Annotated in this window: 9 protein-coding genes and 1 pseudogene; 4 read left to right on the forward strand and 6 right to left on the reverse strand. The window is 59.2% G+C overall.

The window, feature by feature from the left end:
- The first annotated feature begins 9 nt into the window (after positions 1–9).
- Complete coding sequence (locus tag NKH23_RS08020) at positions 10–939, forward strand: LysR family transcriptional regulator (protein WP_353034442.1); 930 nt, start codon at positions 10–12, stop codon at positions 937–939.
- 116 nt (positions 940–1,055) lie between these two features.
- Here the strand turns inward: NKH23_RS08020 and NKH23_RS34555 are convergent.
- The 3 genes and pseudogenes from NKH23_RS34555 to NKH23_RS08030 form a co-directional block, all read right to left on the reverse strand.
- A pseudogene (locus NKH23_RS34555) lies at positions 1,056–1,293 on the reverse strand (IS1634 family transposase); the annotation flags it as partial.
- A gap of 445 nt (positions 1,294–1,738) precedes the next feature.
- Positions 1,739–2,770 carry a LacI family DNA-binding transcriptional regulator gene (locus NKH23_RS08025; protein ID WP_352542066.1) on the reverse strand — a complete coding sequence of 344 codons (1,032 nt, stop codon included), beginning with the start codon at positions 2,768–2,770 and terminating at the stop codon, positions 1,739–1,741.
- A 302-nt stretch (positions 2,771–3,072) separates the two neighbouring features.
- Positions 3,073–4,401: a dicarboxylate/amino acid:cation symporter gene (locus NKH23_RS08030; protein ID WP_023678259.1), complete on the reverse strand. Its 1,329-nt coding sequence runs from the start codon at positions 4,399–4,401 to the stop codon at positions 3,073–3,075.
- 998 nt (positions 4,402–5,399) lie between these two features.
- Between NKH23_RS08030 and nifA the strand changes: the two genes are divergently transcribed.
- The 3 genes from nifA to NKH23_RS08045 all read left to right on the forward strand — a co-directional run bounded on the left by nifA (position 5,400) and on the right by NKH23_RS08045 (position 9,677).
- Positions 5,400–7,172 carry a nif-specific transcriptional activator NifA gene (nifA, locus tag NKH23_RS08035; RefSeq protein ID WP_352548207.1) on the forward strand — a complete coding sequence of 591 codons (1,773 nt, stop codon included), beginning with the start codon at positions 5,400–5,402 and terminating at the stop codon, positions 7,170–7,172.
- A gap of 234 nt (positions 7,173–7,406) precedes the next feature.
- Positions 7,407–8,546 carry a histidinol-phosphate transaminase gene (gene hisC, locus NKH23_RS08040; protein ID WP_352548209.1) on the forward strand — a complete coding sequence of 380 codons (1,140 nt, stop codon included), beginning with the start codon at positions 7,407–7,409 and terminating at the stop codon, positions 8,544–8,546.
- A gap of 90 nt (positions 8,547–8,636) precedes the next feature.
- Positions 8,637–9,677 carry an LLM class flavin-dependent oxidoreductase gene (locus NKH23_RS08045; protein ID WP_353034444.1) on the forward strand — a complete coding sequence of 347 codons (1,041 nt, stop codon included), beginning with the start codon at positions 8,637–8,639 and terminating at the stop codon, positions 9,675–9,677.
- A gap of 245 nt (positions 9,678–9,922) precedes the next feature.
- Here NKH23_RS08045 and NKH23_RS08050 read toward each other — a convergent pair whose 3' ends face one another.
- The 3 genes from NKH23_RS08050 to NKH23_RS08060 all read right to left on the reverse strand — a co-directional run bounded on the left by NKH23_RS08050 (position 9,923) and on the right by NKH23_RS08060 (position 14,046).
- Positions 9,923–10,126 (reverse strand): hypothetical protein, encoded by a 204-nt coding sequence (locus NKH23_RS08050; protein WP_352457028.1) that lies wholly within the window; start codon positions 10,124–10,126, stop codon positions 9,923–9,925.
- Positions 10,127–10,285: 159 nt separating this feature from the next.
- On the reverse strand, positions 10,286–12,178 hold the full coding sequence (locus NKH23_RS08055; RefSeq protein ID WP_352548211.1) for an ABC transporter ATP-binding protein: 1,893 nt from the start codon (positions 12,176–12,178) through the stop codon (positions 10,286–10,288).
- Positions 12,178–14,046 (reverse strand): ABC transporter ATP-binding protein, encoded by a 1,869-nt coding sequence (locus tag NKH23_RS08060; protein WP_352548213.1) that lies wholly within the window; start codon positions 14,044–14,046, stop codon positions 12,178–12,180. Before NKH23_RS08060 ends, NKH23_RS08055 begins: the two co-directional genes overlap by 1 nt.
- Positions 14,047–14,086 lie beyond the last annotated feature (40 nt).

Below are 14,086 nucleotides of genomic sequence, written 5' to 3' on the forward strand. Positions count from 1 at the left end.
GATCAGGATATGCGGTTTAAGGGGCTGGATCTGAATCTCCTCGTTGTGCTGGACGCTCTGATCAGGGAGCGTAAAGTCACTGCCGCGGCCAACAGTATTAACCTGAGCCAGCCGGCCATGAGCGCCGCCGTCGCTCGGTTACGCGCCTACTTCAGCAATGAGCTATTTACGATGAACGGCCGCGAGCTCATTTTGACACCGCGCGCGGAGGGGCTTGCCCCAGCAGTCCGGGACGCATTGCTGCACATCCAGCTATCGATTATTTCCTCCGACGCCTTTAACCCAGCCCAATCGAATCGTCTCTTCCGAATCATGCTTTCCGATTACCTCACGCTCGTGCTTTTTAAGAGGATCGTAGAGCGTACTGCGCGGGAAGCTCCCGCCGTCCGCTTCGAATGTCTGCCTATTTGCGACGACCCCGAGGAGCTTCTCCGGCGCGGCGACGTTGATTTTCTGATTATGCCGGAAGTGTTCATGTCGAAACATCCTCGCGCAGCCCTGTTCGAAGATATGCTCGTATGCGTAGGCTGCGGCACGAACAAGCAGCTGTCAGAGCCACTTACATTCGAGCGATACTTGTCGATGGGGCATGTCGTGCTCAAATTCAGGCACACCCGGCAGCCCACCATGGAGGAGTGGTATTTGCTCGAGCACGGTTTCGAGAGACGTATCGAGGTCGTCGTACAGGGCTTTAGCCTGATCGCGCCCGTCCTATCAGGCACCAACCGCATCGGGACCATGCCCTTACGGCTGGCGCAGCATTTCGCAAAAACAACACCCCTGCGGATTGTCGGACTTCCGCCGCCACTTCCTCATCCCGCATTCACGGAGGCCGTCCAATGGCCTGCGCTTCACAACACTGATCCGGCAAGCCTGTGGATGCGGGAAATGATGTTGCAGGAGGCATCTCGGCTGGCGCCTTTGCCTGAAAGCTATTGAGCGTCTCGGGCACGACCATCCGACCTGGCAGTTAAACACCGCCCGCAAGAATATGTCATTAATCAGCATGTTAGGCGCGCTCCGGCGCGTGTTACCACTACGTTTTGGGGGTGATCTCAGGCGAGTTGTTCGTCCAGGTTGTGTGGCAGAGCGATGCCAGCTGCCTTCAAAACGTTGCCCACTTTGGCCGTGACGTGGTGGTGACGACGCGAGCATCCTTTTCGATGGTGGCTTCCTGGAGGCGGTCGCGATCGCGTAGGAGCGGTTGCCATTCGGGCGTCAGGCCTTTGGCCCGGCAGAGCGGCGCAGTTCCTTGCTGAGTACGAGGGCCAGGAACGAGCAGAACACATGTCCGGGTTGGTACTGAATTGACTGCCGCCTCCGATTTCGCGTGCGAAGTCCCAGAAGGTGTTTAGCCCCACTCAAATGCCAACTTTGCCGGCCATGCCGCGGCTTTTCACGCGGCCAGGCGAGGAGATGGCGGTCGACGAGGTCGATACCAATGGACTGTGCCGGCCTCGCTCGGCTACTGGCGTGAGGCATCCTTGACGACACCGCCCTGCACCGACAACGTCGAGATGTTGGCAATGAAGCCGGTCGAGGTCGACGCTGCGGATGTAGGCAATTTACCTCGCGCTTCGGGCTGAACGCGCGGCCGATCCGTTCACCCAATCGGCGCTTCATCCTGGGCCGCGGCTGAGGCCTGTGGGGTGCGGTTACCCCGCGTGGATGGGATAATCAATCAACTTTCTCTCATTCATGAAAGGAAACTCCCCGCTTACGATAGAAGCCATCAGTTTCATATATTTTCCGGCAGATGGATGTCGAACGGCAGAAATGTCTGTCCTGGTGTTTCAGCAGTGCCGGTCTCGATAGCCCGCGTCATCAGCGTTATCAGCTCCTGGGAAAGCCGGCGCATTGGCGTGGCGACCGCCATCGTGATGATGTTATCAGCGAGTGCCGCCCGAGATTCCGGCGTGATTTCATTCACGATCGCGACGAGATCGCGACTTTTACCCTCTTCCCGGACCGCGGAGATGGCGCCCTCCATGCCGCCGCCGGCGACATAGAAGCCGACGAGCTCGGGTTCCCGCTGCATGAGATCAAGCGTTGCCTCGTAGGTGACCTGCCGTTTCTCCAGGTTCACAAGCGGATCGAGCACCTCGAACGTCGGCGCGTTCTCACGGCAATAGGAGCGAAAGCCGACGTCACGGAGCTCGTGCCCCTGGAAACGATGGCTACCGACAAACACCGCCACCTTGCCGGGCCGTTTTGCGACCTTGGACACCATCCAAGCGGCCGTGCGCCCCACCTTGCGGTTGTTGAGGCCGATATAGCCCTGTCGCACGCCGGCGGCGAAGTCGGAAAGCAGCGAGAAAACCGGAATGCCTTTGGCCTTGAGGTCCTCAACCGCTGCTGTAATTTTTGGGTGGTCCGGTGCCACCATCGCGATCGCATGGCAGCGTGCGCCCAAATCCTTGAGCGGTGCGATTAGGTCGTTCGGCATATGTGACGGGGCGAATTGGATGAGCGGAATGCCGTGGAAGGACTGGGCCAAATTGACCGACGCTTCGACCTCGCGCGCAAAGTCTTGGTAGAAATGCTGGGCCGGTTTTCTCAAGATGAAGCCCAGACGGTAGCACGGTAGGTCTCGCCGCAAGCGCTGCTTGATGAGCCCGGCAGCATGATAGCCGATCGCGTGGGCGGCGTCGTGGACCCGCCGCGCGGTCTCCTCGCGCACCGGATGGCGGGCGTTCAGAACCCGATCGACCGTTGCTACGCTGACTCGGGCTTCGCGGGCGAGATCGGTAATTGTGGGGCGCTTGGTCATGGGTCCTATTCTGATTGGTTTTTGACGCAGGCTGGCTCTCTGTCACCTAGCGTGATTCGACAATGCTTTCGGGTGGGCAAAGTGAAGACGCCCGCATACTGAATGATCGACAGCGTATTGGACTACTCCAGACGTAGACCGGCCGGGTATAACGGAAGGTTCATTCGCTTAGGGCGGCGATGATTTGCACTCACACATTTAGCGCTTCTGATACATGGTCCGTGAGGCGCCGTTTAGAGCCTGCGAGTCGATCGTTCAGGTCATGTGACCAGCTTGGCGAAACCGGTCGCGGTGCGTCGCCCTTACTCGGCGGAGGATAGCCGGTTTGATGCCTCGGCAAGCTGATGACCGCAGAAGGCGGCTTTCATCTGCGCTCGGTCCAATTCTCCTTCCCAGCGGGCAACGACAAGGGATGCCACTGCGTTGCCGACGCAATTCGTCAGCGCCCGGCATTCGGACATGAAGCGGTCGATGCCGAGTATCAGTGCCATCCCAGCAACGGGAACACTCGGAACTACGGCGAGCGTAGCAGCCAGGGTGATGAAGCCCGCACCTGTTACACCTGCAGCGCCCTTAGAGGAAAGCATCGCAACGAGCAGCAGCAGCACCTGATCGCCGATTGACAGATCCGTGTTCGTCGCCTGCGCGATGAAGAGGGCCGCCAGGGTCATGTAGATATTCGTGCCGTCCAGATTGAACGAATATCCGGCCGGGATGACGAGACCCACAACCGAACGCCTGGCGCCCGCCTTCTCCATCTTCTGCATGAGCGAGGGGAGCGCGGCCTCCGAGGAGGACGTTGCGAGGACAAGCAGCAGCTCTTCCTTGATGTAGCGAATAAGAGAACAGATCGAAAAGCCGTTGTAGCGGCAGACCGCGCCGAGAACCCCGAACACGAAGAGGAAGGCGGTGAAATAAAACGTCGCGACCAGCATCGCGAGGTTGACGACCGAACCGATGCCATATCTGCCGATGGTGAAGGCCATTGCGCCGAAAGCGCCGATCGGCGCGGCTTTCATCAGAATGCCGACGAGCTTGAAGACAGGCGCGATGAGCGCCTGAAGGAAGGAAACGACAGGCTTGCCCGTCTCTCCGGCCATCGCGAGCGCCATGCCGAACAGAACCGAGAAGAACAGCACCTGCAGGATGTCGCCTTCCGCGAAGGCACCGACAATCGTTGGCGGGATGATGTTCATCAGGAAGCCGGTGACCGACTGCTCGTGGGCCTTTGCGGCATAGGTATTCACGGCCTGGACATCGAGCGAGGCCGGATCGATGTTGAGGCCGGCGCCAGGCTGGACGACATTGGCGACGATCAGGCCGACGATCAGCGCGAGCGTCGAGAAGGTGAGGAAATAGACCATTGCCTTGCCGGCGACCCGGCCGACCTTGTGAAGATCGTTCATGCCGGCAATGCCGGTCGCAATTGTCAGGAAGATGACAGGCGCGATGATCATCTTGACCAGCTTGATGAAGGCATCACCCAGCGGCTTCAGGCTCTCGCCGGTCCCCGGATAGAAATAGCCAATTGCGACGCCGAGGGCGATGGCGGCAAGCACCTGCGCGTAAAGCTTGGCATAGAAGGGTTTGCGGGGCGCGGGACTCGCGCCGCGGACTTGTGCAGCTGACACTGTTTCTCTCTCCCTGACCGGATCGAGGTGGCGTGACTTCTCCCGGGCTTCTCCCTATCGCGGCGCTCCGGTCGAACGCTGCACCAACGCCGCCGCAATACCCATGCCAAATGGATCCGCATGACCTGAACTGACGTTGGCTCGCCAATGATGGGATGAATGCGGTGGCACAAGACGGGAATGACAAGGCCGCCGTCCAGCACGCGCTTGATGTTCTCCGGCAGATTGCCGGTCGATCTCTCTGGCTTGCGGTTTTGCTGCACATCGTGGTGGGCTCCTCGGTTTGCCGACTTTGGGAAGGGCCGCATCGCTGGCACCAGAGCGGAGAATTGCCGTGTTCTTTGCCGCGCTGCCGCTGCAGCGACAGCTTGAAAGCGACGTCGAGACGTAGGGATTGACGCCGCTGGTGCTGACCGCGACGATGCGGTTCAGAAGTTCCGAGCACCGCCGAAAAAGCCGCGCTCGACCGCCAGCTTCGCGCCTTCACACGCGATGCCGCCGCCTTATCTCCGTCATCAATATCGAGGAAATGGCGGTTGCCGCGACCGACCAGTGTCGTCGGCAGTGATTATCGCTCCCGCCCCTGGTTCGCAGGCGCTGGTGACTGGCACGGCCCGGCAACTCGGCGCGGTCAGCCGCTCGGGCACCGCATCGCCGGCGCCGTATTTCTGTCGTTCAACATCGCCGACAAAAATTAGAACTGATGAATTCTATCATAGGCCGCGAGGTTTCCTTTCACGAATGAAAGAAAGCTCGATTGACTATCCCGCCTCGCTCCAGTCTTTTGAAAATCAACGTGTGGTTGCCCCCGTGCAAGCCGAGAACGTGGCCAAGCTTCGTGGAGGGAGAGCCAAGCGATGCGTCAGGGGTCGACCCGCTTTGCACTCGACCACACGGCGGTGGCACGAGTTCACGTCAGAGCATTTTCGCGCTTGCCCGCGACGTCGCGGGCGCACATGCCGCCGGCATGCATTTCATGGCGCGAGATCGAGGATCATATGCACCACAACATTCCCAAATCAGAACAAAATGCCAGCGAGTGCCGCATTTCGCTTCCGGATGCGAAAAGGGCTTACCCAAAGTCCGAGATGAACACCGCGGTCCCTTTTGTGCCATCGCACGAGCACGCGCTTACCGGCATCTTCGAAATATCGAAAGTACTCACCGACCCCGCCCGGCTCGAAGTCACGTTGGCCATGGTCGTCGATCTCCTGCCCTCGTTTGTGCAGATGCGGCACGGCATCATCGCTCTCTTCGACGCTGAGGGCGTACTGGACATCACCGTAGTCACCGGCTGCGACGAGAACAGCGATGAGCGCTCCCGGATGCGCCTGCCGCGCAAGGCAATCGATCTGATTGTGACGACGGACACGCCGCTCGTCGCCGAGAACATAGCGGTGCATTCGGCCTTCACTGCCGCTGACATAGAGGTGCTTGGGGCCTCCGACACCGTGTCCTTCATCGGCGTTCCCATTCGTGTTGATGGGAACGCCGTAGGCACGCTGACTATCGACCGCGCCTTGGACAGCAGGTCAACGTATCGGCTCGATTATGATGTCCGGCTGCTCACCATGATAGCCAACATGGTGGGACAGACAGTCAAGTTGCACCGCTTCTCCGCGGGCGACCGCGAACGACCGACGGAGGTGGAAGATCGGCTGCAAACGCAATTCTCTGATGTCAAGCACCCTGCACCGCAGCGCAAGAAGGTTCACGTCAAGGGAATGATTGGCGACAGTCCGGCGCTAAGCGCGCTGCTCGAGAAGATCGCAGTGGTAGCTAAGGCAAAGACCACGGTTCTGTTGCGAGGCGAATCCGGTACCGGGAAGGAGCTGGTCGCGAAGGCAATTCACGAGTTGTCGCCGCGCGCCAAGCGGCCCTTCATCAAACTCAATTGTGCAGCGCTGCCAGAGACAGTCCTGGAATCCGAATTGTTCGGTCATGAGAAGGGTGCCTTCACAAGCGCGTTCAATTCCCGCAAGGGTCGCTTTGAGCTCGCCGACAAGGGGACGTTGTTTCTGGATGAGATCGGCGAGATCTCGGCCTCCTTCCAGGCAAAGCTACTGCGCGTGCTGCAGGAGCAGGAGTTTGAGCGCGTCGGCAGCAACCAGACCATCAAGGTCGACGTTCGCGTGATTGCCGCCACGAACAGGAACCTTGAAGAGGCGGTTGCAAGGAATGAGTTCCGCGCCGACCTATATTATCGCATCAACGTGGTTCCCTTGCTGGTGCCGGCGTTACGCCAAAGGCGCAGCGATATTCCGCTCCTCGCAGCTGAGTTTCTCAAGAATTTCAACGATGAGAACGGCCGTACGCTGACCTTCGATCCGCGTGCGATTGAAGTACTGATGAAATGTGAATTTCCCGGCAACATTCGCGAGCTTGAAAATTGCGTGCACCGGACAGCGATCCTGGCGGAGGGACGATCAATCGGGAGAAACGACTTTGCGTGCTCCCACGACCAATGCTTTGCCGAGGCGCTGCGGAAGAGCAGATCGGGCAAGGCCGCGCTGCAACCAGCGCCAATCCTCCCAGAGGCAGTGAATCCGGCCACGCCGCCGGATGCGGCCGCTCGTTCGGCCGCCACCACAGTCCCGCCTGCCGGAGCAACCCACTCATTGGGCGCGAGGACCACCGACGCCGAGCGCGTCATTGCTGCCATGGAAAGATGTGGCTGGGTGCAGGCAAAGGCGGCGCGCCTGCTTGGACTGACCCCGCGCCAGATTGGCTACGTGCTGAGGAAATACGGCATCGAGGTCAAGCGTCTGTGAAAGCATGACTCAGGCGGATTAGCTGAGACCGCTTAGCGGCTTGGCCCGCGCAGGGATGCAGATCCGCGTCCGCGTCAAGTCGATCCGACCGAGGACAGCCTGGCCGAAATCCCATGGCAGCCGGCGTTGCGACCATCTTGTGAAAGGCGACGCTGCCATCGTCAATCCGTCCGCCATGTTGCTCTCGTTGCGAGCTCATACGGATGCCCTGTGCGACTGAAACGGAGATAAAATATGTCCGATGCAAAACTGCAAGCTGTGCTTTCGTCTCTTCCGCAAGGGACGCGACAGTTAGATGCTCTGCCGTCCAACGGACCAGCGCCGGACAGTAGTTTTGTCAAGCTGAATACGAATGAGAACCCGTTTCCGTTGCCGCCAATCATAATGCAAAGTGCAGTGGCGGCCCTCAATCGCCAGTATCTGTATCCGGACGACGATAACATCAGCTTGAGGGAAGCAGCGTCGAATACCTATGGCGTATCCACGGATCAGGTCATCGCAGGCAACGGGTCGTCTGAACTGCTCGGACTCATCTACAGAGCTTTCCTCGCCCCTGGCGACAAGGTGGCGATGATATCGCCAGGGTTTTCGTTCAACCGCAAACTTGCCATGTTGCATGGTGCTGAGTTTCTCGAGATCGGATGTCAAACTCATTCGCTGCCAATGGAGCAATTGCTTTCCGGTCCGGCAAAAGACGCCAAGTTCATTCTGGTGGCCAATCCAAACAATCCGACCGGAACATTCCTCTCGATAAGCAATATCGAACGCCTCGTGGCACAATCGGATCGCCTGGTCGTCCTTGATGAGGCCTATGTCGACTTTGCACCCGATCACGGGCTGCGCCTCATCAACCGTTATTCGAACCTTCTGATCTTGAGAACATTTTCGAAGAGCTATGCCGCCGCTGGCATTCGCGTCGGTTTCGGTTTCGGTCACCCTGAGATTATTGGCAGGCTGCGCAACATCCAGAACGTCTTCAACATGAACGTGATCGGGCATGCGGTTGGTATCAGCGTGCTTGCGCATCGCGGCGCCTACGCAGAGAACCACAAGCACATCAGACATGAACGACAGCGAGTGACAGCCGCACTGTCGCAACTTGGATTTTCCGTAACGCCCTCCCACGCAAATTTCTTGCTAGCCCGTGTGCCAGCGGGACAGGACGGCTCATGGTGGCAAGCAGCCTTGGAAAGGCAAAAGATACTCGTTGCCTACTTTCCGGACAATGGTTTGGAACATTGCATCCGCGTCAGCATCGGCACAAAAGAGCAATTGGATGCATTTCTTGCTGCCGCTCGCGATATAGTTGGAAGCTTAAGCATACCAAGCACCACAGGCAGGGGAGCGTCAGGCTCTGCTCGTTCGGTACGCTGACGCTAATCCGATATCACACATTGCTATCTTTAGACTTGCTTGGTCACCCAAGCACGACAACATTTTCTTTAAAATCGGGGACAATATCGAGTGACAAACGTCTTTCCTTCAAACCTAGCCTTCGGCATCTTCGATCATCTGGACGAGGACGGCCTCGATATCGCCCGGCAGTACGAAGATCGCCTGATATTAGCAGAGGCGTGCGATCAGCTAGGGTTCTATGCCTATCATCTCGCAGAGCACCACTGTACCCCCCATGGGAGAGGTCCATCGCCGAATCTGTTCTTATCGAGCGTCGCCCAGCGCACCCGGCGCCTGCGTCTCGGACCCTTGGTGATGCTGCTTGCGCTTTATCATCCGCTGCGTGCGTTCGAAGAGATCTGTATGCTGGACCAGTTGAGCGGTGGCAGGCTCGAACTGGGCATAGGGCGCGGTGCTCTCCCGATCGAATTGGGTTACTTCGGGATTGGTGCGGACGCGGTGCCGGGCCGCTATGCGGAAGCCAGCGAAATTCTTGTTGAAATACTTGTTAATGCCATGAAGGTTGGCACGCTGTGCTATCAAGGCCGCCATTTTGAGCTCAATGACGTTCCTTTGACGCTAAGACCTCATCAGCGTCCACATCCGCCGACATGGGTCGCCGCCAATCGACCCGAGTCCGCAGCCTGGGCCGCTGCGAATGGAGCAAATATCGCGTGTGTAGGACCTTCCTCTTCTGTTCGCAAAACTACTGATGCGTTCCGCGCCTATCAAGAGGACAACACTGGCGCGGGCGATCGAGTGCCATTTATTGGATTGCTCCGCATGGTCGTGGTTGGGCGTTGTGACACACATGCCTATTCGCTCGCGGCACCTGCTTACGAACGATGGCTCAAGAGCTTCCAATTCCTTTACGAGCTTAACGCTATCCCCACTCCACCCAACCTGCCGCTGACCTTCGATGCGGCAGTCGAGAGTGAATTGTGCGTGGTAGGATCAGCAGCGTCTGTGCGAGAAGCTCTGCTCAGTCAGTTGGAAGAGGCAGGTGCTAACTACCTTCTTTGTCAACTGGCATTTGGGAATCTGCCGCTAGATGCTTCCCTATACACCGCGACGACCATTCAATCCGAAATCATGGCTCGACTTGGCTGACATGAAATTCGCGGTCTGATCCGAAGGTAAATCGTTGTAACTGCGCTCCCTCACATTGCTCGAGCGTGCACGTGGTGGGGATTGGGAAATCGTGAGGGAGGCCAAACTGACGACGAGCCGGCGGCACAGATTACCAGGTTTGTGCGTTGGCCGGCATCTGGGCACGGTGTGAGACTGCACGATCCTAAGGAGATGATGGCCGAGCGCGTCACGATGCCGGCACGCATCTGCTCGTCGCGCTCGCGCTAGTCGTTGCCCATAGCCCGCCGCAAGAGGTTCTTCTCGACCGGGGCGGCGCCGGTGGCGGCTCCCGCATCCAGCTTCATCAGCGGCTCGGCGGTAGCAAAGCCGTCACTCGCTACGGCGCTGTTGAGGGCGCGCTCGCGAGCGGCTTTGCTACGCCGAGCGACACCACCTGGAGCGAGTTCGCCCGATGTCGCGGCGTGCACCGCGGTCGGATAACGACGCTGGAGGAAATCGTTCGCAGCCGGTCTTCACGATCCGCGCGAGTGCTTTGCATGAATGCTGCCTGCTTCCTCGTCTGCGGCGGCCTGAGTGTCCGCCGGCACGCCCGAAGTCAATGTCAGTACCACAAGGCCGCCAAGACGTCAGGTCTGGGAGCCGGCTTGTACGGTCGTATCGTGTTCTGGAATATCGTCAAAGGAGGCGTAGTTGAGATTGTAGAGTTTGGAATACAGGCCCCCCATGGCTATTAGCTGATCGTGGTTGCCAGTCGCAATAACTTGGCCATTCTGAAGCACGATGATGCGGTCGGCACCCCGGATCGTGGCAAGACGGTGGGCGATGACGAGGCCAGTGCGCCCTTCAAGCAGCTTTATCAGAGCCTTCTGAATCTGCATTTCCGTGTAGCTGTCGATGTTGGCGGTAGCTTCGTCGAGCACGAGGATCTTGGCGTCGGCGACGAGGGCGCGGGCGAAACTGATAAGCTGGCGCTGGCCGAGAGATAAGTTGTCGCCGCGTTCGCCAAGTTGGGTCTCATACCCGTCGGCGAGGCTCATTATGAAGTCGTGGGCGCCGACCGCCTTGGCGGCCTCGATCACCTTGTCGCGCGTGGCTTCCGTCTTGTGGTATCGAATGTTCTCGAAGACCGTCCCGGTGAACAGGAACGGCTCCTGCAGCACCATGGCGACCTGGCGGCCGAGCGATTCCTGGGTGAGATCGCGCACATCATGTCCGCCGACCAGCACTTGGCCCTGCTGAACATCATAGAAGCGGTGGACCAGGGCCATCGCGCTCGATTTGCCAGAACCGCTCGGCCCGACCAGTGCGACCGTCTCGCCGGGATTGACCCGGAAGGAGACATTTTTCAGCACCGAACGGTTCGGATTGTAGCCGAAGGTGACGTTCCTGAACTCGACCGAGCCGTCCATTTCGGGCGAAAGCACCTCGGCATTGGGTTTGTCCTGAACATCGATCTTGACGTCGAGCACATCGGTCAGGCGCTTGCCTGAGGCCATGGCGCGCTGCATGACCGAATATTGCAGGGTGAGTGAGCGGATCGGGTCAAAGAAGCGCTGGATGTAAAATAGGTAGGCAACCAATACGCCCACATCTATGCGGCCATTCATGACCATCGAGCCGCCGACCACAATAACGGCGGCCATGGCGAGGCCGGTGAGGCCATCGACGATAGGCACCATGACCAGTGCATATTTGGCAGCGATCAGGTGGGTCCTGAGGTTGGCATGGGCCTTGTCGTCAAAAAGAATGGAATTCACCTGCTGGCGGTCCATTGACTGGACGGTGCGCACGCCGTGAATGGCTTCGGCCAGCGCGCCGTTGACGACGGAATTAGTCTCGTGTGCAGCCATGAAGGCGGCGCGGGCACGCGGCAGCCAGACAATGCGGACGATCACCAGGACCGGCAGAACCGAGAGCGTCAGGAGGCCGAGGCGGAAGTCGAGCCACAGCATTACGAAAACGATGCCGAAGAGAAGCGCAACATCGCCTACGGAATATACCGAGGTTTCGAGGAATTCCTGTATGGAGTTGACGTCGCCTTGCAGGCGCGACATGAGGCGTCCGACCTCGGTCTTGTCCATGAAGGAGAGCGAAACCTTCTGCAGATGGCCAAACATGGCGCGGCGGATGTCGAACAGGACAGTTTCGGCAACTTTCCCAACCACGGTTTCCTGCATGTAGCCGGCAGCGAAATTGACCAAAATCGCCAAAACGAACGCGCCGACGGCCGCAAGCTGGGCTGAGCGATCGGTCCTTGCCGGGTTCATGCCCTGGTCGATCGCGTAGCGGATGATCAACGGGATGAGAAGCTGCGTGCCGGTGAAGATCAGCATTGCGACAATCGTGATAACTATCCTTGCCCGATAGGGACGGACGAAGGCCCAGATGCGCCGGAGGATGCTCTTGTCGAAAGCCCGGCCGAACATCTCCTCCTCGATGCGGTGCGAGCCGACGACCGCGCGCGGAGGGCGTCTGCCGTCACGTTCGGCTTCGAGTTCGCCGGCGCGGCCTTGGGCCATCAGCGGGCGCCCCCATACTGGGTCATAATGTCAGCACCCGGGCGCGTCTGGAGATCGTAAAGGGCCCTGTAGCGTCCCCGCTTCGCCAAAAGCTCTTGATGCGTGCCGCGTTCTACGATTTCGCCGTTATCGACAAAAAGGATCTGATCGGCGTGCATAAGCGCACTCAGCCGGTGCGCGATGATGATCGTCACCCGATCCTTGGCGAAGCGCCGCATCGCCGCGCGGATGCGCTGCTCGGTGCCGGCATCGATCGCGGCCGTTGAGTCGTCGAAAACGACGACGGAGGGGCGCAGCATCATGGTGCGAGCAATCGTGAGACGCTGGCGCTGGCCGCCAGAGAGAGAGACGCCGCGTTCGCCCACGACCGTCTCGTAGCCTGCTGGGAGCCCGAGGATGTAGTTGTGGAGCTGGGCGAATTCGCCAGCGCGTTCGATTCGCTGTCTCTTCGCCCAGGGATCGCCATAAGCGATGTTGTTCTCGATCGTGGTGGTGAATAGGAATGCATCCTGCTGTACGACGGCGACCGCCTTGCGAAGCGTCGCGAGGGTGACATTACGTATGTCCTGGCCGTCCAGCGTGATGGCGCCACCGGTCACGTCGTAAAAGCGGGGGACCAGATGAGCCATCGTCGATTTGCCCGAACCCGGCGGACCGACGATCGCGATCGTCTCGCCTCTACGGGCCTCAAAGCTGAGGTTCTTCAGAATGGCGCGGTTTTCGGCGCTGGGGTACTCAAACGAGACATTGTGGAAGCGCAGAGTGCCGTCGCTTATCTCGAGCGGTCTGGCCTCGAGAGCATCCCTGATTGTGATCTCCTGGTCGAGGAGACCGAAAAGCCGCGAACCGCAGCTAGAAGCGCGGGCAAAGGCATTGACCATGAGACCGATCTGGCGGACTGGCATTTGCAGGATTGTCATGAAGGTCAGGAAGGTCGCCACCGTTCCGACGCTGATCTCGCCAGCGGCGAGCTTGCTGCCACCGATCCAGAGCACCAATCCCATTGCGAAAAAGAAGGACAAGGTCATCGCCGACGTGCTGGGCACGTAAATGTCGACGCGGTCGTTGGCGAGGTCGAGCGCGTTCTTGGAAGCGCCGTCGAACTTCAGCATCTCATAGGCTTGAGCCGCAAAAGCGCGGACCACGCGGATGCCTGCGAGATTTTCCTCCATCACGCGGCTTAGCACCGAAAGCCGCTCATGCAGGTCGAGCCAGGTGGCGCGCAGCCTAAGCTGTGTGGCCGATGAGCGCCAGGCGACAAAAGGCACGAAGCTCAGCGCGACTAGGCCGAGCATGGGATCGGTCGAGATCATCATGTAGGCGCCGATCCCGATCAGCATGGTGAGCAGGACCACGCGAACGAGCGCGGTGGAAAAATACATCCGCACGCCTTGGAGATCGAGCATTCCGATGGTGATCAGATCGCCTGAATGGACCCGGTCGTGAAAGGAAAAGCTGAGACGCTGGATCTTGTCGTAGTAGGCGAGCCGCAGTTCGTATGCGACATGATGCCCGACGGCTTCGGCAAAATAGTTCTGCGCCATCGTGAAAAGGCCGCGTAGCGCGCTGACGGCGAGCAGCAGGAGAGCCGGGATCCAGAGCGCTTGTCCTGCCGCGGTCCCCGCGACACCGCCCCCGATGGCTGTCTGGGTCTGGTCGACAGCCCGGCCGAGAAGCTGGGGAATGAGCAACTGGAGGATTGCCGCCATGATCGTCGAGCCCATAGCGAAGGCGACCTGCCAGGGATGCCGCAAATTCATACGCGTGATGCGCAACAGCGTACTCAAATCCCGGCCCCAGCGCGCCGCTTCCACATGGGTCAACGAATTCAGAGCGTTCGTTGCGCTGCCGATAGCATCACTGCTCACGGGTGTATTCCCGACTGCATTTTGCGCCTTCGAGGCAAGC

The sequence above is a fragment of the Mesorhizobium sp. M1328 genome (genome assembly GCF_040318075.1).
In the GTDB taxonomy this organism is placed as follows: Bacteria; Pseudomonadota; Alphaproteobacteria; order Rhizobiales; family Rhizobiaceae; genus Mesorhizobium.